Here is a 19,755-nt window from a genome sequence, read left to right as displayed (position 1 = left end):
CGCGACCGGCACACAAGGCCATCCGCGGCAAGACGCGCTTTCATTTGTAGGCAGTTTGTTCTAACCCGCGCCACAAGCGCGAGCGGTTCGTACAGGCGCCACAGAAACTCCGGCCAAACGAGTTGCGTTAAGCGTTGTTTTGTAAGGTATCTATGGGTGCCCAAAGAAATTGCGTGACCGCATGAAAAGGGAAGCAGGAGCACTGTCGCGCACAGCGAACTTCGTCAGGAAAGAACATCCGATCAATCTCCAATGGACCTTGAAAGGAATGTTTCATGAATACCGAAGCAGCAGCAGGACCAATTACGGGCGCAGAAATTGTCGTGCGCTGTCTGGCTGAAGAGGGCGTCGAGCACGTCTTTGGATACCCGGGCGGAGCCGTACTCTACATCTACGACGCCATCTTCCAGCAAAACAAATTCCAGCATATCCTGGTACGCCACGAGCAGGCCGCGATCCACGCCGCCGATGCCTATTCGCGCAGCTCGAACAAGGTCGGTGTCGCCATCGTCACGTCCGGTCCGGGCGTCACGAATGCCGTCACGGGCTTGTCCACCGCGTACATGGACTCGATTCCCATGGTGGTGATCTCCGGCCAGGTGCCGAGCCACGCCATCGGGCAGGATGCGTTCCAGGAATGCGACACGGTCGGCATCACGCGCCCCGTCGTCAAGCACAACTTCCTCGTCAAGGACGTCAAGGACCTGGCAGCGACGATCAAGAAAGCCTTCTTCATCGCCCGTACCGGCCGTCCCGGACCCGTGCTGGTCGATATCCCCAAGGATATCAGCATGCACAAATGCCATTTCGACTATCCGAAGGAAGTCGAGATGCGTTCCTACCGTCCCGTCGACAAGGGCCACTCGGGCCAGATCCGCAAGGCCGTGCAGCTGTTGCTGCAAGCCGAACGCCCGATGATCTACACGGGCGGCGGCGTGATCCTGGCGAACGCCTCGGCCGAGCTGAACAAGCTGGTCGACCGTCTGGGTTTCCCTTGCACCAACACCTTGATGGGCCTGGGCGGCTACCGCGCCTCGAGCGAGCAGTATGTCGGCATGCCCGGCATGCACGGCACCTATGAAGCGAACATGGCGATGCAGAATTGCGACGTCCTGATCGCCATCGGCGCCCGTTTCGACGACCGCGTGATCGGCAACCCGAAACATTTCGCTTCGCATCCGCGCAAGATCATCCACGTGGACATCGATCCCTCGTCGATTTCCAAGCGCGTCAAGGTCGATATCCCCATCGTCGGCAACGTCAAGGACGTGCTGATCGAGTTCCTGGCGCAACTGGATGCCGCCGAAGCCAAGCCGAATGTCAATGCCTTGAGCAACTGGTGGAAGCAGATCGCCGAATGGCGCGGCCGCGAATGCCTGAAATACCCGACCTCGGACCTCGTCATCAAGCCGCAATCGGTGGTGGAAAAGGTGTTCCAGATCACCAAGGGCGACGCCTTCATCACGTCCGACGTGGGCCAGCACCAGATGTGGGCCGCGCAATACTATGGTTTCGACAAGCCGCGCCGCTGGATCAATTCCGGCGGCCTGGGCACCATGGGTGTCGGCTTGCCGTACGCCATGGGCGTGCAGATGGCTAACCCGGACGCCACCGTTGCCTGCATCACGGGCGAAGGTTCGATCCAGATGTGCATCCAGGAATTGGCGACGTGCAAGCAGTACCACTTGACGCCAAAGATCATCATGCTCAACAACCGTTTCCTCGGCATGGTGCGCCAGTGGCAGGAAATCGATTACGGTTCGCGCTATTCCGAGTCGTACATGGATTCGCTGCCCGACTTCGAGAAGCTGGCCGAGGCATATGGTCACGTGGGCATGAAAATTGAAAAACCGGGCGACGTCGACGGCGCCCTGAAAGAGGCGTTTGGCATGAAAGACAGGCTGGTATTCATGAACTTCATTACCGACCAGTCCGAAAACGTGTGGCCCATGGTGAAAGCCGGCAAAGGCCTGTCCGAAATGATGCTCGGCTCGGAGGACCTCTAATCATGCGCCATATTATTTCTGTCTTGCTGGAAAACGAAGCGGGCGCCCTGTCGCGCGTGGTGGGCCTGTTCTCGGCACGCGGTTACAACATCGAAACGTTGACCGTGGCGCCGACGGAAGACTCGACCCTGTCGCGCATGACCATCGTCACCAGCGGCTCGGACGACATCATCGAGCAGATCACCAAGCACTTGAACCGCCTCATCGAAGTGGTGAAGGTGGTGGACTTGACCGAAGGCCAGCATATCGAACGCGAGTTGATGCTGATCAAGGTTCGTGCCGTGGGCAAGGAGCGCGAGGAAATGAAGCGCACCGCCGATATCTTCCGTGGCCGCATCATCGATGTCACCGAAAAGACGTACACGATCGAACTGACCGGCAACAAGGTCAAGCTCGACGCGTTCATCGATTCGATCGACCGCGCCGCCATCCTGGAAACCGTCCGCACGGGTGGTTCCGGCATCGGCCGCGGCGAACGCATCCTCAAAGTATAAAAATACAAGCAGCTCTACGCGGCCCTGGCGCCGCATTTAAAACAACAACGCATCATCAAATTATAGGAAATACCATGAAAGTTTTTTACGACAAAGACGCTGACCTCTCCTTGATCAAAGGCAAAAACGTTGCCATCATCGGCTACGGTTCGCAAGGCCACGCGCACGCGCAAAACCTGAACGATTCGGGCGTCAACGTCACCGTCGGCCTGCGCAAGGGCGGCGCGTCGTGGACCAAGGTCGAGCAAGCTGGCTTGAAAGTGGCGGAAGTCAACGACGCCGTGAAAGCGGCCGACGTCATCATGATCCTGTTGCCGGATGAAAACATCGCCCAGGTCTACAACGAAAACATCGCCCCGTTCGCCAAGCAGGGCGCCGTGCTGGCCTTCGCCCACGGCTTCAACGTGCATTACGGCCAAGTCGTGCCACGCGCCGACCTGGACGTGATCATGGTCGCGCCGAAAGCGCCGGGCCACACCGTGCGCGCCACCTACACCCAGGGCGGCGGCGTGCCCCACCTGATCGCCGTGTACCAGGACAAATCGGGCATCGCCCGCGATATCGCCCTGTCGTACGCCTCGGCCAACGGCGGCGGCCGTGCCGGCATCATCGAAACGAACTTCCGTGAAGAAACCGAAACGGATCTGTTCGGCGAACAGGCCGTGCTGTGCGGCGGCGCCGTGGAACTGATCAAGGCCGGCTTCGAAACCCTGACGGAAGCCGGTTACGCGCCTGAAATGGCGTACTTCGAGTGCTTGCACGAACTGAAGCTGATCGTCGACCTGATCTATGAAGGCGGCATCGCCAACATGAACTACTCGATCTCGAACAACGCCGAATACGGCGAATACGTGACCGGTCCTAAGGTCGTGACGTCGGCCACCAAGGATGCGATGCGTCAATGCCTGAAAGACATTCAAACGGGCGAATACGCGAAGAGCTTCATCCTGGAAAACAAGGCCGGCGCACCGACCCTGATCTCGCGCCGTCGTCTGACGTCCGAACACCAGATCGAAGAAGTGGGCGCGAAACTGCGTGCCATGATGCCTTGGATCGCCAAGAACAAGATGGTCGACCAGTCGAAAAACTAAGCATTTTTTGCTGATTCACCATAAAAAAGCCGGCACAAGCCGGCTTTTTTTTGTACGCCGGCGCCTGGCAGGCAACATCCGTTACAATCAGGCCCATTCAACAATACCGTCAGCCTCATGCTTGTTTTTTCTAAAGTTTTTGTCGGGAATCTTCATGTGGTCAAGCGACCCGTCGCGGTTGCCGTCAGCTGCTGGTTTCTGGTCATCGGCTCGCTGTTGGCGCTGGTGTCGGCTTTCCTCGGCCGCCACGACCCCGCCATGCTGGCCGCAATGGGGGACGGCGTGATTCCCGCCGAAGTGCAATACGCGATTTTGCTCTTTAGCCAGGGCATCACCTTGGTGGCAGCGCTGGCCATGCTGCAACGGCTGCGTGGCGCGCGCACGGTGTATCTGGTGTGGGGCGTGATCGACATTGCGCTCTGCCTGGCGACCTTGCCGGTCAAGATGAACGTCCTGCCTGGCGCGCTCATGTTCGCCGTCATCTGCGCCTTCCTGTACAGTCCGAAATCGAATGCCTGGTTTTCGCCACGCAAGGCGGCTAATGATGCCTGCATGACGCCAGCCTGAGCATGGCTGCCTGAACACGGCTATTTCCCTGCGCACGCCGTCGCGGCGTTTGCGCTACAATTCCGCCCTTCCTTTGCAGTTTCATATCGCTGCATCTGTTTCGGTATCTGCCGACCGCAACGCGCATTACCGCTATTTGATAGCACGCCAGGCTCGTTGAAGCGCTGCCTGCGCAACCCGAGGTACCCACATGACTGACCGTATGACCGCCGCCGTGCCTGTTTCAGGCACTGCCGGCACTGCCATTTCCCGACGCTTTCCGCTGGCCGCCTTGCTGGCGCTCGCGATGACCAGCTTTATCGCCATCCTGGCCGAAACCTTGCCCGCCGGCCTGTTGCCGCAGATTTCGCAGGGTCTCGGTATTTCCGAAGTCATGACGGGTCAGCTCGTCACGGTGTTTGCGATCGGCTCCATCCTGACCGCCATCCCCCTGACCGCCATGACCAGCGGCTGGCGCCGCCGCAAGGTGCTGTTGCTGGCCGTCGGCGGCTTCCTGGTCTTTAATACCATGACGGCGCTGGCGCCCAATTACATGGTGGCGCTGGCCTCGCGCTTCCTGGCCGGCATGGCGGCCGGGCTGGCCTGGGGCTTGATGGCCGGCTATGCGCGCCGCATGGTCAGCGTGGAACAGCAGGGCAGGGCGATGGCCATCGCCATGATCGGCACGCCGCTGGCCCTGTCGCTGGGCGTGCCGCTGGGCACCCTGATGGGCGGCGTGCTGGGCTGGCGCAGCATCTTCGGCATCATGTCCGGCCTGGCCGTGGTCCTGGTCGCCTGGATACTGGTGGCCGTGCCCGATTATCCGGGGCAAAAGAATGGCGAACGGCTGTCGATCCGCCAGGTGTTCATGACGCCGGGTGTGCGGCCGATTTTGGCCGTGATCGTTGCCTGGATGCTGGCGCATAACATTCTGTATACCTATATCGCGCCGTTCCTGGCGCCGTCCGGCTTGCGTCCCCGCATCGACCTGGTGCTGCTCGTATATGGCGTAGGCTCGCTGGCCGGCATCTGGCTGGTCAGCCAGCTGATCGACCGCTGGCTACGCCCGCTCGTGCTGGGCTGCCTCGCCGCGTTTGCCCTCGTGGTGGTGGCGCTGGGCCTGGCGATGGACTCGCCGGCCGTCATCTATGTCAGCATGGCCATCTGGGGCGTCACCTTTGGCGGCGCCGGCACCTTGCTGCAGACGGCGTCGGCCGACGCGGCCGGCGACGGCATGGATGTGGCGCAAGCGATGGTGGCGACCATCTGGAACGTGGCCATCGCGGGCGGCGGCCTGGCGGGCGGCGTGCTGCTGGACGGCTATGGCGCGGCCTCGTTCCCCTGGGCCATGCTGGCCTTGCTGCTGGTGGCGCTGACCATCGCCTGGCGCGCGCGGCGTTACAGTTTCAAGCCGGGCCGGCGCAGCGGCGGCCCGGTGGCAGGTCACTAATAACATTGTTATTTTGAATGACAGTGTGTTGAAATGTGAACAGATGTGACTGGCAAGCACATTTTGTGACGATTTGTTAATTTGCGCCACAGGAATGAATGAGGCGTTAGAATCTACACAGTTTGACAAGTTTCTCAAGCGAAAGAGGTGGCAACAGCCACCCCTTTCGCGGGCTGTCAGCCATATTAACTACCTAGGAGTACCCCATGACCGTGATGAAATCCGTCCTTGTTGCCGCCGCTGCCACCGTTGCCCTGAGCGCACAAGCCCAATCCCTGCCGACCAACGGCACCCTGGTGGTCGTACCCGCGTTTGGCGAAGTCAAGCATGTCAATGACCAGGTGGTCGCTACCCTGGCCGTCGAAGAACAGGACAAGGACAAGGCTGCCGCCGCGTCGCGAGTCAACCAGAAGATGAACAAGGGCATCGCCATCGTCAAGCAGGCCGATCCTTCTGCCGCGCTGAAATCGTATGGCTATTACACCTATCCCGTGTATCCGGAAGAGCGCCCGTTGCCAGCCGGCGCCGTGGCCAAGCCGCGTTTGCCGACGGCCTGGCGCGTGGGCCAGTACCTGGAAGTGACGACGGCCAATCTGGCGACCCTGCCAAAAACCGTGTCGGCGGCGCAAGGCGTGCTGACCCTGAATGGCTTGAATTTCGGCCTGAAGCCGGAAACCATCCGCCTGCTGGACGACCAGCGCATCGCCGCCACGTATAAGAACCTGAACGAGCGCGTGGCCGCCATCGCCAAGGCCATGGGCCGCAACGTTGCCGACGCCGTGCTCGATACGGTGGACTTCGAAGGTTCGGGCAACTATGTCACCGAAAACCGTGCTGCCGCCGCGCCGATGATGATGCGCAGCGCCAAGATGGCCGAAGACAGCACCGTCGCCGAACCGAGCTTCGAGCCGGGCGAAACGACGCTCGACATGCGTGTCGTCGGCAAGGTCAAGTTCAAGTAAGTGCGTTAGCGTGGAAACAATTCCGCGTTAGACTGTTTTAAAAATCATGGGGCTGTTGGCCCCATGGTCGTTTTTGCCCCATTATTTTTCAGGAGAACACCATGACCGTCATGAAAACCATGCTGGCCGCCGCTGTCGTTACCGCCGCCGCTACCGTTGCCCTGGGCGCACAAGCCCAGGCCTTGCCCACTTCCGGCACCCTCGTGGTGGTGCCTGCCAACGGCGAAGTCGTGCATGCGAACGACCAGGTGACCGTCACCCTGGCCATTGAAGAGCAGGACAAGGACAAGGCCGCCGCCGCCTCGCGCGTGAACCAGAAGATGAACCAGGGCGCCGCCATCGTCAAGAAGGCCGATCCGCAAGCCGTGCTGAAGACCCAGGGCTACTACACGTATGCCGTGTACCCGGAAACGGCGCCGCTGCCGCCAGGCGTCGCCGCCAAGCCGCGCGTGCCGACGGGCTGGAGAGTGGGCCAATACCTGCAGGTCACGACGACCAACCTGGCCGCCTTGCCGAAAACCGTTTCCGCGGCGCAAGGCGTGCTGACCCTGAACCGCCTGAACTTCGGCCTGGCGCCCGCCACCATCCGCAAGCTCGACGATCAGCGCATCGCGGCCGCGTACAAGAACCTGAACGAACGCGTGGCCGCCATCGCCGGCGCCATGGGCCGCAACGTCAATGACGCCGTGATCGACACCATCGATTTCGAAGGCTCGGGCAATTACGCGCAGCGCGTCAGCGTGGCCGGCGCGCGCAACATGAGTGCTGATATGGCGGCTTATGGCGGCAACCAGGTGGCCGAACCGAGCTTCGAGCCAGGCGAAACGACCCTCAACATGGGCCTGGTGGCGAAGGTCAAGTTCAAATAAGGCTAGCTTCGGGATCAATATTGTCAGCTTGACGCCGCCACGCTTTTCTTTGGCGGTAGCTCCTCTATAATGGCAATATCGGCGGGCGCATGGCGAGACAGTCATGCGCCCGCCATCTGGCACCGATTCCCCCGCAGTACACAAGATATGGAACAACATGGCAAACTTCCCCCGTCGTAGAGGCAAGAACGGCACTCCCGCAGCATCCAAAGCGTCCCGCTTCAGCAAATTCGTGCGCCAGCCGGTGACCGATGGCACTGGCAAGAAAACCTTGCGCCGCCGCGGCATCTATCTGTTGCCGAACGCCTTCACGACGGCAGCCCTGTTTTGCGGTTTCTACGCCATCGTCATGGCCATGAACCAGAAATTCGAACACGCGGCCTGGGCCATCTTCATCGCCATGATCCTCGACGGCCTCGACGGCCGCATCGCGCGCCTGACGAATACGCAGAGCGAATTCGGCGCCCAGTACGACAGCCTGTCCGACATGGTGTCGTTCGGCGCCGCGCCCGCGCTGGTGATCTACGAATGGTCGCTGCGCGGCATGGGCAAGCTGGGCTGGCTGGCCGCCTTCGTGTATTGCGCCGGCGCCGCCTTGCGCCTGGCCCGTTTCAACACGAATATCGCCGTGGTCGACAAGCGCTTCTTCCAGGGCTTGCCCAGCCCGGCGGCGGCGGCCATGGTGGCCGGCTTCATCCTGTTGATGAACGACCTGGAATTTGCCGGCAACCAGCTGGCCTGGGTGTCGTGGGCGATCGCCCTGTTTTCCGGCCTGACCATGGTCACCAACGTGCCGTTCTACAGCTTCAAGGATGTGAATTTCCGCAAGTCCGTGCCGTTCATCGTGGTATTCCTGCTGGCATTGTTCTTTGCGCTCATCTCCATCGACCCGCCGAAAGTGCTGTTCCCGATTTTCGTCGCCTATGGCCTGTCCGGCTACGCCGTGTTCTTCTGGCGCATGGCGAAGGGCAAGCCCGTCAGCATTATCCAGACCGACCCCGAGCATTGATGCGCCGAGTCGGTAGCGTCGCCAGTCTTCAGCCAGCCAGGAGCAGCCATGAGCACCAGCAACCGACTCATCATTTTTGACACCACCTTGCGCGACGGTGAGCAATCGCCGGGCGCCTCCATGACGCGCGAGGAAAAGCTGCGCATCGCCAAGCAGCTCGAGCGCCTGAAGGTCGACGTGATCGAAGCGGGCTTCGCCGCCGCCTCGCAAGGCGACTTCGAGTCGATACGGGCGATAGCCGGCGCCGTGCGCGAATCGACCATCTGCTCGCTGTCGCGCGCCAACGACCGCGACATCGCCCGCGCCGCCGAAGCGCTGGCGCCGGCCGAGCGCAAGCGCATCCACACTTTCATTGCCACGTCGCCCCTGCACATGCAGATGAAGCTGCGCATGACGCCAGAGCAAGTGCTTACGCAAGCGCAAAACGCCGTGCGCTACGCGCGCCAGTTCACGGACGACATCGAATTCAGCCCCGAAGACGGCAGCCGCTCCGACGAGGATTTCCTGTGTCGCGTGCTGGAAGCCGTGATTGCCGAGGGCGCCACCACCATCAATTTCCCCGATACGGTGGGCTACGCCGTGCCGGAAATCTTTGGCGCCACCATCAAACGCTTGCGCGAACGCATCCCGAACTCAGATAAAGCCATCTGGTCTGTCCATTGTCATAACGACCTGGGCCTGGCTGTGGCCAATTCGCTGGCCGGCGTCATGATAGGCGGCGCGCGGCAAATCGAATGCACGATCAATGGCCTGGGCGAGCGGGCCGGCAACACGGCGCTGGAAGAAGTGGTGATGGCGCTGCGCACGCGCGCCGCGTATTACAACTTGACGGTGGGTATCGACACGACGCAGATCGTGGCAGCATCCAAGATGGTGTCGCAGATCACGGGCTTTGCCGTGCAGCCGAACAAGGCCGTCGTCGGCGCGAACGCCTTTGCGCACGCGTCCGGCATTCACCAGGACGGCATCTTGAAGGCGCGCGAGACGTATGAAATCATGCGCGCCGAAGACGTGGGCTGGACGGCCAACAAGATCGTCCTCGGCAAGCTGTCGGGCCGCAATGCCTTCAAGCAGCGGCTGCACGAACTGGGCATCGCGCTGGAATCGGAAGCGGAAGTCAACGCCGCCTTCATCCGCTTCAAGGAACTGGCGGACCGGAAATCCGAGATTTTCGACGAAGACATCATGGCCCTCGTCAGCGAAGAACAGCAGGCGCAGGAAAGTGAGCACTACCGTTTCATTTCACTGACGCAGCAGTCGACGACGGGCGCCGTGCCGCATGCGCGCGTGGAATTCCTCGTCGGCGGCAAGCAACTGAGCTGCGAAGGGCGGGGCGACGGCCCCGTCGACGCCACCGTCAACGCCATCGAAAGCGCGGCCGCCAGCGGCGCGGAGCTGGTCTTGTTTTCCGTCAATGCCATCAGCACGGGCACGCAGTCGCAGGGCGAAGTCACCATGCGCCTGTCGCGCGACGGGCGCATCGTCAACGGCGTGGGCGCCGACCCGGACATCATCGTGGCCTCGGCCAAGGCGTATCTGTCAGCCTTGAACAAGTTGCATGCCAAGGATGAACGTATCGACCCCCAGCCGTAAGTCGGGGTCAGACCCGCCGGGTCTGACCCCAGAATTTGATGCTCACCGTACTAGAGTACGGCTGCGCTTCTCGGCCCAAAGGGGGCGCCGAGCCTCACTGCCGCTCGCTACGGTTTTATCAGGCGTCGTTACGCTGGTAATGTTCTACCAGAAAAAGCGCCGCTCTTCCTTGGCCGGATCGGGCCCGTTCATCATCATGCGCACGATGCCGTCGTGGTCGAAGTGCACGTGCATCATGGAATCCCACACGCCCGATTCCTTGTAGCGGTAGGACCAGACGTGCAGTTTCGGCAGCGACAGGTACGATGTTTCCGTCGGGCGGCCCAGGGTGTGCAGCACGTCTTGCTGGGTCGATACGCCCACCTTGATGCGGGCAAAGCCCGGCGTGTCGAGCACTTGCTCGTAGGAAATTAGCTTGTCATCGGGGCCGAAGCGGGCCATGTACGTGTATTGGCCGTACGGGCCCGTCGCGTATTCCAGTTCAGGCCCGGTGGGCAATTGATAGATATTCGTCGGCCGGCCCAGGCGCGCTTCCACGGCGGCGCGCGGCTCGCCCGGCTGGGGCGGCGGAGCGTTCCAGCTGGCGCAGCCGGCCAGTGCGGCAAACAGCAGCGGTGTTGCTGATTTGAGCAGTTTTTTCATGTTTGACCTCCTGAAATGCAGGAAAATCCTATCATGCACCGAGAAAAGGCCGCACGGCAGGATACAGGCGGGCATTTTTCCGATATACTTGCGCGTCTGGTTGGAAGCATAGGCCAGTATTTTAATAATCGTAGTTCACGGTGGATAGGGTTCAGACTCTGTGCACCGCATGTGAAAGGTTTATCATGACAGTAGAAAACATCAACAAAGCCGCTATCATCGCGGACAACGCACGTGGTCAAAACGACACCGGCTCCCCTGAAGTGCAAGTTGCACTGCTGACAGCTCGCATCAACGAACTGAACGGCCACTTCAAAGCTCACTCGAAAGATCACCACTCCCGCCGCGGCCTGATCATGATGGTCAACCGTCGTAAGAGCCTGTTGTCCTACCTGAAGGCTAAAGACGCTACCCGTTATCGCGACCTGATCGCTAAACTTGGTCTGCGCAAGTAATTTTTGCCGTACAAGGTTTATACAGAAATGCCTGCGCCAGTTCGCTGACGCGGGCATTTTGTCATTTGAATTCCGGATTTATATCGAGAAGTACAGTATTCTCTCCCGATATCATGCTTTAAAAGTAAAGTAGTAAAGGTGGCAACGATGTTTCTGCCGCCTGTGGTGAGGTGAACGACAGCCCCTGAAAATCTGTCGGCAATTAGAAAAGGGATACCCCATGTTTAACAAAGTTACGAAAACCTTCCAGTACGGTCAACACCAAGTGACCCTGGAAACCGGCGAAATCGCACGTCAGGCATCCGGCGCAGTGCTGGTGTCGATCGAAGATACCGTCGTTCTGGCAACGGTAGTGGCACGCAAAGATGCCAAGCCAGGCCAGGATTTCTTCCCTTTGACGGTTGATTATGTCGAAAAAACCTATGCTGCCGGTAAAATCCCGGGCGGTTTTTTCAAGCGCGAAGGCCGTCCTTCCGAAAAAGAAACACTGACATCCCGTTTGATCGACCGTCCTATCCGTCCGCTGTTCCCGGAAGGCTACCTGAATGAAGTGCAAGTCATCATTCACGTGTTGTCGGTCAACCCTGAAATCGATCCGGACATCGCCGCCATGATCGGCGCCTCGGCCGCCCTGTGCGTATCGGGCGTGCCTTTCAACGGTCCTATCGGCGCAGCGCGCGTCGGTTACGCCAATGGCCAGTACATCCTGAACCCGACCGTCCAGCAGCTGAAAACGTCGGAAATGGACCTGGTTGTCGCCGGTACCGAAACGGCCGTGCTGATGGTCGAATCGGAAGCGAAACAGCTGTCCGAAGAAATCATGCTGGGCGCCGTGGTCTTCGGCCACGACCAGATGAAAGTCGTCATCGACGCGATTCACGACCTGGTGCGTGACGGCGGCAAGCCGGAAGTGGAATGGGCGCCTGCGCCGAAAAACGAAGCACTGATCGCCCGCGTCGCGCATTTCGCCAACGCCAAGATCAATGACGCGTATCAAACCAAGGACAAGCAAGAGCGTACGGCCAAGCTGAAGGCGGCGACGTCGGAAGTGATCGCCGACCTGTCGGCCGAAGCGGCTGCCGCCGGCGGCGCGTCGATCGACAGCGCTGAAGTCAACAACATCCTGTTCGACATCGAAGCGAAAATCGTGCGTACGCAAATCCTGGACGGCGAGCCACGCATCGACGGCCGCGACACGCGCACCGTGCGTCCGATTTCGATCCGCACCAGCGTGTTGCCACGCACCCACGGTTCGGCCCTGTTCACGCGCGGCGAAACGCAAGCGCTGGTCGTCGCTACCCTGGGCACCGCCCGCGACAGCCAGAAGATCGATGCGCTGATGGGCGAGTTCACCGATTCGTTCATGCTGCATTACAACATGCCTCCGTTCGCCACCGGCGAAACGGGCCGTGTCGGTACGCCAAAACGCCGCGAAATCGGCCACGGCCGCCTGGCCAAGCGCGCGCTGATCGCCGCCCTGCCAGCAGCTGAAGAGTTCAGCTACTCGGTGCGCCTGGTATCGGAAATCACGGAATCGAACGGTTCCTCGTCGATGGCTTCCGTGTGCGGCGGCTGCCTGGCACTGATGGACGCCGGCGTGCCGATGAAAGAACACGTGGCCGGTATCGCCATGGGCCTGATCAAGGAAGGCGGCAAGTTTGCCGTGCTGTCCGACATCCTGGGCGACGAAGATCACCTGGGCGACATGGACTTCAAGGTAGCCGGTACCCGCAACGGTATCACGGCGCTGCAGATGGACATCAAGATCATGGGCATCACCAAGGAAATCATGCAAGTGGCACTGGCGCAAGCCAAGGAAGGCCGCGAGCATATCCTGGGCGAAATGCAAAAAGCCATGCCGCACGTCAAAACCGAACTGTCCGATTTCGCACCGCGTCTGATCACCATCAAGATCAACCCGGAAAAAATCCGTGACGTGATCGGCAAGGGCGGCGCCGTGATCCGCGCGCTGACCGAAGAGACGGGCACCCAGATCGACATCAGCGACGAAGGCGTGGTCACCATCGCGTCCGTCGACGCTGCTGCCGGCCAGGAAGCCAAGCGCCGCATCGAGGAACTGACCGCTTCCGTCGAAGTGGGCAAGACCTACGAAGGCACCGTGCTGAAACTGCTGGACTTCGGCGCCATCGTGCAAGTCATGCCAGGCAAGGACGGCTTGCTGCACATCTCGCAGATCGCCAACGAGCGTGTCAACGCCGTGGCCGATTACCTGAAAGAAGGCCAGCTGGTGCGCGTCAAAGTGCTGGAAACGGACGACCGCGGCCGTTTGAAACTGTCGATGAAAGCTGCCGAAGGCAACGAAGCGCCAGCCGCTTAATGTCCTTCAGGTTCGCCTGAGTGCGGCTTCGGCCGCATGCTCAAAAACCGCCGGCGCGCAAGCCCTGGCGGTTTTTTTATGCGCCGCGTTTGCGCTGTATCGAAGGCGTGTGCCGGCTTGCCCACCTGTCTGCACCGGCCTTGATCCAGCGCGTATCGGCCGCCGCTACTCTCTGTAGATTCGGCATGGGATCTTCCCCTGAACGAGTCTTCCAAGGAGATGCAGCATGCGCACATACTGCGGGCTGGCCGCCGCCTTTCTGCTTGCCGTCGCGCCCGGTGTCCGGGCGCAGCTGGACAGCGCACCGACGCCGGTGCCGTTGCCCATCCCTATCGCCGCCGCGTCCGCGGCCATGCCGGCGCAAGACCTCGACGCCTTGCGCGCCGTGCATGCGCGCGAAATCAATGACCTCAGCACCTTCAGGACGGCGGGCTTGCAGCGCGAAGCCATCGATCCCTACCTGGACAGCGCGCCGGGCCAGCAATTCCTGCGCGAACTGCGCGCCGCCGATCCTGCCGCCCCGGCCGAGACGATTTACGCGCGCGCGGTCGAGCAGCTCGCCTCCGGCAGCACCTTGCCCGATGTGCAAGCCATGTCGGCCGCGCTGGTGAAGATCGTGCCGCATGGCCAGAATGTGTCGCCGTACTCGCCGTATTTCACCACCAGCGCGCAATTGCAGTTGGCTTCGGGCCAGTGCGCCAGCCTGGCCGACTGTTTCGGCTTGCCCTTGAAGAGCGAGGCGCCGCTGTATGATGTGTATCAGGTCATGCCCAAGGGTACCGTCAGCGTGTTCGTCAGCCAGGTGGCGCCGACGGAAGAGCTGGGCGGGCTGGTGCGGCGCCGTGGCGGGGCACAGCAGTATTTGCTGCCCAACCGCAGCCTGTGGTCGGCCCCCGTGCTGATCGGCACGATCAAGAATTGAGGAGAGATGATGGATCAACCGCGCCTGCAAGCCCATGCCGCCGAACTGGAACAGTTGCTGGCGCGCCTGGCGCCCGCCGATGGGGAAGTGGCCGACCTGCGCAGCGCGCTGGAGCCGCTGCTGGCCCTGGCGGGCAGCGGCGCCTTGACGGCGCCCCTGCCGTGGGGCGATATCCCCGGCGGGCGTTATTTTACGGAAGGCGGCTTGCGCCGTTACCCCGAGCTGGAGCAGGCATTTGCCCGTTTCCGCATCGAGGCGACGGGCGGCGAATCGCCGGCCCTGCGCAAGCTGCGCGGCGAGATCTGATTAATATATGGTATCAATTGTTGTTTATGGGTAATTGACTATCAGTATTGCTTGACGACAAAATCTTATTCCCTGACCATGGCGCATCCCTCCCGATTTTCTCTTTTTTATTGGATGCACCATGTTGTCCTCCCTTAAGGCGCGGCTGATCGCCATCGCCGTTTCCATCGTCGTGCTGGCCATGCTGGCCGTCGCCATCGCCAACTTTTTCACTACCCGCTCCAGCACCCTGGCCGCGCTCGACACGCAGATGCTGCAGTTGTCGCACAGCCATGCCGCGGCCATCGCCGAATGGCTGCGCTCCAAGCAAGCCGTCGTGGGCTCGCTCAAGCAGGGCGCCACGGCGGCCGATCCGCTGCCGGCCCTGAAGGCGGCCGAGCAGGCCGGCACCTTTGACATGGCGTATATCGGCTTTGCCGACAAGCACGCCGTCTTTTCGCAGGAGCGCAAGCGCGCCGCCGACTACGATCCCACGGCGCGGCCCTGGTACAAGCTGGCGTCCGAAGTGGGCGGCCCCATCATCACGGCGCCCTACATCGGGGCCAGCACGGGCAAGCTGGTGGTGACGTTTGCCGAGCCGCTGGGCGGCAAGGGCAGCGTGACGGGCGTGATGGCGGCCGACGTGATGATGGATGCGGTGGTGCAAAACGTCGCCTCGATCAAGCCGACGGCGTCCAGCTATGCCTTCCTCGTCGATGGCGGCGGCAAGATCATCGCCCACCCGGACGGCAAGCTGACCCTGAAGCCGCTGGCCGAGCTGGACCCGGGCCTCAGTGCGCAGGCGCTGGCCGACATCGAAAAGAGCGGCGACGGCGCCGCCATCCGCCTCGGCGAACGCAATGGCATCTTGCATGTGAGTAAGGTGCCGGGCAGCGACTGGCTGCTGGCGACCGTGCTCGACCGCGCAGAAGCGACGCAAGCCTTGAGCTCCATGCTGCGCGCCTCGGCCCTGACGGCCTTGCTGGTGCTGGCCCTGGCCGCCACGGTCTTGAGCGCGCTGGTGGCGCGCGCCTTGCGCCGCCTGGGCCTGGTGCGCGACGCGATGGAAGCGATCGCCACGGGCGACGGCGACCTGACCAGCCGCCTCGACGCGGAAGGCACGGACGAGCTGGCGCAGATCGCCAAGGCGTTCAACTTGTTCGTCGAAAAGATCGCCACCGTGCTGGTGCAGATCCGCAGCATCAGCACCCTGGTGCGCAGCGAGTCGGCCGATATCGCCGCAGGCAACGCCGACCTGTCCTCGCGCACGGAAGCGCAGGCGGGCGCGCTGGAAGAAACGGCCAGTTCGATGGATGAGCTGACGTCGACCGTCAAGCAGAATGCGGAAAACGCGCATGCGGCCAATGAGCTGGCCGTGTCCGCCTCGGAAGTGGCGGCCAAGGGCGGCCGCGTGGTGCAGCAAGTAGTCGGCACCATGGCCGGCATCCAGGAAAGCTCGCGCAAGATCGTCGACATCATCGGCGTGATCGACGGCATCGCCTTCCAGACGAATATCCTGGCCCTGAACGCGGCCGTCGAGGCGGCGCGCGCGGGCGAGCAGGGCAGGGGCTTTGCCGTGGTGGCGTCCGAAGTGCGCAACCTGGCGCAACGGTCTGCCGGCGCGGCGAAGGAAATCAAGGAATTGATCGGCGATTCGGTGGAGAAAGTCGATGCGGGCGGGCGTCTCGTCGATGAGGCGGGCCAGACCATGGACCAGGTGGTGGCGTCGGTGCAGCAATTGACGACCATCATGAGCGAGATCACGGTGGCCAGCCGCGAACAGAGCGCCGGCATCGGCGAAATCAATACGGCCGTCACGCACATGGATACCATGACGCAGCAAAACGCGGCCCTCGTCGAGCAAGCCGCCGCTGCCGCGGAAAGCCTGCAGGAGCAGGCCGTGGACCTGGCGCAAGCCGTCGGCATGTTCCGCCTTGGCGATGCGGGTCCTGCCGCCGCGCCCGCGCCCGTGACCCGCCTCAAGGCGAAGCCGGCCGTTCGTGCTGCCGCGCCGCGCGCGCCAGCCCGCGCACTGTCGCCGGCCAAGCCCGTCAAGGCGGCCAAGTCGGGCGCCGACGAGTGGGAAGAGTTTTAAGCACGCAGCAGTAAATCGACGTTCATCCGCGTTTTTGTCAGGCCAGCCTGCCAAAAGCGCAGTTCGTCGCAATCGGCGTGTCTGCCGGGGGCGGTATGGCTATAGTGACACCATACCGCAAGCCCACTGCCAGACACCCGAGGAGATTCAAATGAACGTCGCTAAAAACATGGAAGTCATCGCCGTTGCCGCCGCCATCCTGCTCGGCGCCAGCTGCTACGCCATCGCCCCGGCCGCCCCGGCCCTGCAAGTGGCCAGTTCCACGGTCACCCTGGCCGCGCCCGCGAACAAGGCGGCCATGCAAGTGGTGGTGGTCAAGGCCAAGCGCCTGACCGCCTTGGAAAAAGCCCGTTTTGCATAATTGATTGTCAGCAATTTTTGCTGCTGCTACAGTGGCAGCCAGCGGCGATGCGCGCGAGTCCCACGAGGGCGCCGCGACACATAAAAACAAGATACCGAGGATGCACTACATGAAAAAGACACTGCAATTGGCGCTGCTGTTCCTGGCGACTCTGGGCCTGGTGCGCGGCGCGGCCGCCGAGACCCGCTTGCTGGAAATGCGCAACATCGACGCCCGCGTGGTGCGCGTCAAGCTCGATGGCGTGATGGAAGTGCGCATTCGCCAGGGCAACGTGCCTTCGCTGAGCATCACGGCCGACAAGCGCTACATCGCCGACGTCAGCACGGCGCAAAGCGGCGACACCCTGCACATCGAAACGGAAGTGCGCGGCTTCAAGATCGGCCCTTCGTCGATCCGCGCGGACCTGGTCTTGCCGAATTTGCACGAGCTGAGCTCGGAAGGCTTCGGCAGCACGGACATCACGGGTTTCAAGGGCGAGGAACTGACCCTGTCGCTGGAAGGGGCGGGCAGCATCAAGCTGGTGGGCGACTACCGCAAGCTTAATGCCAGCCTGGGCGGCGTGGGCAGCATGCAGATATGGATCGGTAACAATGAGCGGGCCGAGCTGGACTTGCAGGGCGCGGGCTCGGTCGTGCTGGGCGGACGCGGACGACTCTTGAAAGCCAGCCTGGGCGGCCTGGGCAGCCTGAATGCGCAGCAATTCGAAGCGGACGCCGTGAACCTGGAATTGAGCGGCCTCGGCAACGCCACGGTGAATGCCCATACGAATGCCAAGCTGAACTTGAGCGGGCTCGGTTCGGTGGTGGTGTACGGCAAGCCGGTCAACCGCGATGTCAGCGTCGAGGGCCTGGGCAAAGTTAGCTGGAAGTAAAAGCATCCTGCCGCAGGCCGTATTGGCAGGACAAGAATAAGTAGTCAGACCACATCCCATTCCGATGAAAAAACTGATCATTACATTACTCATGCTGTTGACGATACAGCTACCCGCGCGGGCTGGCTTCGCCGAAGGCGCCAGTGCCTACAACAACAAGAATTACGCCTTGGCCTACAAGGAAATATTGCCCCTTGCCAAGACCGGCAGCGCCGATGCCCAGCACTTGCTGGGCTTGATGTATTACATGGGGCGGGGCTTGCCGCAGGATTACAAGCAAGCCATGTTCTGGCACCGCAAGGCGGCCGAGCAGGGCAAGGCCGACGCCCAGTATGTGGTGGGCGCCATGTATTACACGGGCAACGCCGTGCTGCAGGATCATAAGCAAGCCGTGGGCTGGTTCCGCAAGGCGGCCGAGCAGAACCATGCCGAGGCGCAGCAGGTGCTGGGCCTGATGTACCGCTACCACATGGGTGGCGTGCAGCAGGACAACGTCATCGCCTACATGCTGTGGAACCTGGCGGCGGCGAATGGCAACGCGAATGCGGCCGACCAGCGCGCCGCCGTGGTGCGCAAGATGACGCATGAGCAAGTCGAAGAGGGGCAAGCCCTGTCGGCGAAATGGAAGCCGGGCACGCCCTTGCCGCGCCAGTCGAAAACGGGCGCCGGTTAAGACGGGGCAGTGGTCTGCAGGGGAGGGCGGCTTGGCGTACAATCGCCGTTTTCCCTTGAGAGAGTCCCGCCATGCGTGCAGTTGCCATCAGCCAGCCAGGTCCCGCCGACGTTTTGCAGATCGCGGAACGTCCCATGCCGCAATGTAAGGCGGGCGAACTGCTGATCAAGGTGCACGCGGCCGGCATCAACCGTCCCGACGTGCTGCAGCGCCTGGGCAAGTATGCGCCGCCCGCCGGCGCGTCCGACTTGCCGGGCCTGGAAGTGGCGGGCGAAGTCGTCGATGGCGATTTTACCAATACCGCGTTCAAGAAGGGCGACCTGGTCTGCGCGCTGGTGCAGGGCGGCGGCTATGCCGAATACTGCGCCGCCCCAAGCGGCCAGTGCCTGCCCTTGCCGCAAGGCTTGACAGCGCTGGAAGGCGCGTCCCTGCCGGAAAACTTCTTTACCGTCTGGAGCAATGTCTTCGACCGCTGCGCGCTGCTTGACGGCGAAACGTTACTGGTGCAGGGCGGCACGTCCGGCATCGGCGTGACGGCCATCCAGCTGGCGGCCGCCCTGGGGCATCGCGTGTTCGCCACGGCGGGCAGCGACGAGAAGGCGCGCGCCTGCGAGGCGCTGGGCGCCGAACGGGGTATCAACTACCGCACGGAAGATTTCGTCGCCGTCGTCAAGGAATTGACCGGTGGCAAAGGCGTCGATGTCATCCTCGACATGGTGGGCGGCGACTACCTGCCGCGCGAAATCGATTGCCTGGCCGACGATGGTCGCATCGGCCTGATCGCCGTGCAGGGCGGCACCAAGGCGGAACTGGACCTGGGTAGCTTGCTGCGCCGCCGCCTGACGGTGACGGGTTCCACCCTGCGTCCCCGTTCCGTCGCCTTCAAGGCGGCCATCGCCAGCCATTTGCGCGCGACCGTCTGGCCGCTGATCGAAGCGGGCAAGATCAAGCCTGTGATCTATCAAACTTTCCCGTTAGAAAAAGCCAACGAGGCGCATGCCTTGATGGAGGCGAGCACGCACGTGGGCAAGATCATGTTGCAAGTTGCCTGAAACGGGGCACTGCCTGTTTGACCGGCATCGGTGCCGGAGTT

The 19,755-nt window shown here is 61.9% G+C and carries 19 protein-coding genes; 18 read left to right on the top strand and 1 reads right to left on the bottom strand.

Features of this window, described 5'->3' with window-relative positions; genetic code table 11:
• The first annotated feature begins 275 nt into the window (after nt 1-275).
• The 9 genes from O3298_RS01340 (at nt 276) to O3298_RS01300 (ending at nt 10,020) form a co-directional block, all read left to right on the top strand.
• On the top strand, nt 276-2,006 hold the full coding sequence (locus O3298_RS01340; RefSeq protein ID WP_099667148.1) for an acetolactate synthase 3 catalytic subunit: 1,731 nt from the start codon (nt 276-278) through the stop codon (nt 2,004-2,006).
• A gap of 2 nt (nt 2,007-2,008) precedes the next feature.
• A complete protein-coding gene (gene ilvN / locus O3298_RS01335) occupies nt 2,009-2,500 on the top strand; it encodes an acetolactate synthase small subunit (RefSeq protein WP_010399754.1) in 492 nt (163 codons plus the stop codon).
• 74 nt (nt 2,501-2,574) lie between these two features.
• On the top strand, nt 2,575-3,591 hold the full coding sequence (ilvC, locus tag O3298_RS01330; RefSeq protein ID WP_034750044.1) for a ketol-acid reductoisomerase: 1,017 nt from the start codon (nt 2,575-2,577) through the stop codon (nt 3,589-3,591).
• 156 nt (nt 3,592-3,747) lie between these two features.
• The gene (locus tag O3298_RS01325; RefSeq protein WP_305058344.1) at nt 3,748-4,158 is read left to right on the top strand and encodes a hypothetical protein; all 411 of its coding nucleotides are present in this window, start codon (nt 3,748-3,750) and stop codon (nt 4,156-4,158) included.
• 190 nt (nt 4,159-4,348) lie between these two features.
• Nucleotides 4,349-5,587, top strand: a complete 1,239-nt coding sequence (locus O3298_RS01320) for an MFS transporter (RefSeq protein WP_305058343.1) — start codon at nt 4,349-4,351, stop codon at nt 5,585-5,587.
• A gap of 206 nt (nt 5,588-5,793) precedes the next feature.
• Nucleotides 5,794-6,549: an SIMPL domain-containing protein gene (locus O3298_RS01315; protein ID WP_251351414.1), complete on the top strand. Its 756-nt coding sequence runs from the start codon at nt 5,794-5,796 to the stop codon at nt 6,547-6,549.
• A gap of 101 nt (nt 6,550-6,650) precedes the next feature.
• Entirely contained in the window at nt 6,651-7,418 is a 768-nt protein-coding gene (locus O3298_RS01310) for an SIMPL domain-containing protein (RefSeq protein ID WP_305058342.1), read from the top strand.
• Nucleotides 7,419-7,575: 157 nt separating this feature from the next.
• Nucleotides 7,576-8,427, top strand: a complete 852-nt coding sequence (gene pssA / locus O3298_RS01305; RefSeq protein ID WP_077407095.1) for a CDP-diacylglycerol--serine O-phosphatidyltransferase — start codon at nt 7,576-7,578, stop codon at nt 8,425-8,427.
• A 48-nt stretch (nt 8,428-8,475) separates the two neighbouring features.
• Nucleotides 8,476-10,020: a 2-isopropylmalate synthase gene (locus O3298_RS01300; protein ID WP_305058341.1), complete on the top strand. Its 1,545-nt coding sequence runs from the start codon at nt 8,476-8,478 to the stop codon at nt 10,018-10,020.
• A 144-nt stretch (nt 10,021-10,164) separates the two neighbouring features.
• Here O3298_RS01300 and bamE read toward each other — a convergent pair whose 3' ends face one another.
• On the bottom strand, nt 10,165-10,662 hold the full coding sequence (gene bamE, locus O3298_RS01295; RefSeq protein WP_092606134.1) for an outer membrane protein assembly factor BamE: 498 nt from the start codon (nt 10,660-10,662) through the stop codon (nt 10,165-10,167).
• A gap of 185 nt (nt 10,663-10,847) precedes the next feature.
• On the opposite strand from bamE, the gene rpsO reads away from it, so the two are divergent.
• From rpsO to O3298_RS01250, 9 genes are all read left to right on the top strand, one after another.
• Nucleotides 10,848-11,117: a 30S ribosomal protein S15 gene (gene rpsO, locus O3298_RS01290; protein WP_010399743.1), complete on the top strand. Its 270-nt coding sequence runs from the start codon at nt 10,848-10,850 to the stop codon at nt 11,115-11,117.
• Nucleotides 11,118-11,337: 220 nt separating this feature from the next.
• Nucleotides 11,338-13,455: a polyribonucleotide nucleotidyltransferase gene (gene pnp / locus O3298_RS01285; RefSeq protein ID WP_010399742.1), complete on the top strand. Its 2,118-nt coding sequence runs from the start codon at nt 11,338-11,340 to the stop codon at nt 13,453-13,455.
• Between the two features lie 226 nt (nt 13,456-13,681).
• The gene (locus O3298_RS01280; protein WP_289916426.1) at nt 13,682-14,377 is read left to right on the top strand and encodes a hypothetical protein; all 696 of its coding nucleotides are present in this window, start codon (nt 13,682-13,684) and stop codon (nt 14,375-14,377) included.
• A 9-nt stretch (nt 14,378-14,386) separates the two neighbouring features.
• Nucleotides 14,387-14,683 carry a hypothetical protein gene (locus O3298_RS01275; RefSeq protein ID WP_289904221.1) on the top strand — a complete coding sequence of 99 codons (297 nt, stop codon included), beginning with the start codon at nt 14,387-14,389 and terminating at the stop codon, nt 14,681-14,683.
• A 121-nt stretch (nt 14,684-14,804) separates the two neighbouring features.
• Nucleotides 14,805-16,757, top strand: coding sequence for a methyl-accepting chemotaxis protein (locus O3298_RS01270; RefSeq protein ID WP_305058340.1), 1,953 nt, complete (start codon nt 14,805-14,807; stop codon nt 16,755-16,757).
• A gap of 151 nt (nt 16,758-16,908) precedes the next feature.
• Nucleotides 16,909-17,118 carry a hypothetical protein gene (locus O3298_RS01265; protein ID WP_077407080.1) on the top strand — a complete coding sequence of 70 codons (210 nt, stop codon included), beginning with the start codon at nt 16,909-16,911 and terminating at the stop codon, nt 17,116-17,118.
• Between the two features lie 109 nt (nt 17,119-17,227).
• Nucleotides 17,228-17,989, top strand: coding sequence for a GIN domain-containing protein (locus O3298_RS01260; RefSeq protein ID WP_305058339.1), 762 nt, complete (start codon nt 17,228-17,230; stop codon nt 17,987-17,989).
• 64 nt (nt 17,990-18,053) lie between these two features.
• A complete protein-coding gene (locus tag O3298_RS01255; protein ID WP_289898460.1) occupies nt 18,054-18,662 on the top strand; it encodes a tetratricopeptide repeat protein in 609 nt (202 codons plus the stop codon).
• A gap of 71 nt (nt 18,663-18,733) precedes the next feature.
• Nucleotides 18,734-19,714 carry an NAD(P)H-quinone oxidoreductase gene (locus tag O3298_RS01250; protein ID WP_305058338.1) on the top strand — a complete coding sequence of 327 codons (981 nt, stop codon included), beginning with the start codon at nt 18,734-18,736 and terminating at the stop codon, nt 19,712-19,714.
• The last annotated feature ends 41 nt before the right edge of the window (nt 19,715-19,755 follow it).

Origin of the sequence: Janthinobacterium sp. SUN137, assembly GCF_030587265.1 — a bacterium.
Classification (GTDB): domain Bacteria; phylum Pseudomonadota; class Gammaproteobacteria; order Burkholderiales; family Burkholderiaceae_D; genus Janthinobacterium; species Janthinobacterium kumbetense.
The sequence above is the reverse complement of the archived record's forward strand: the minus strand, read 5'-3'. Positions and strand labels throughout refer to the sequence as shown.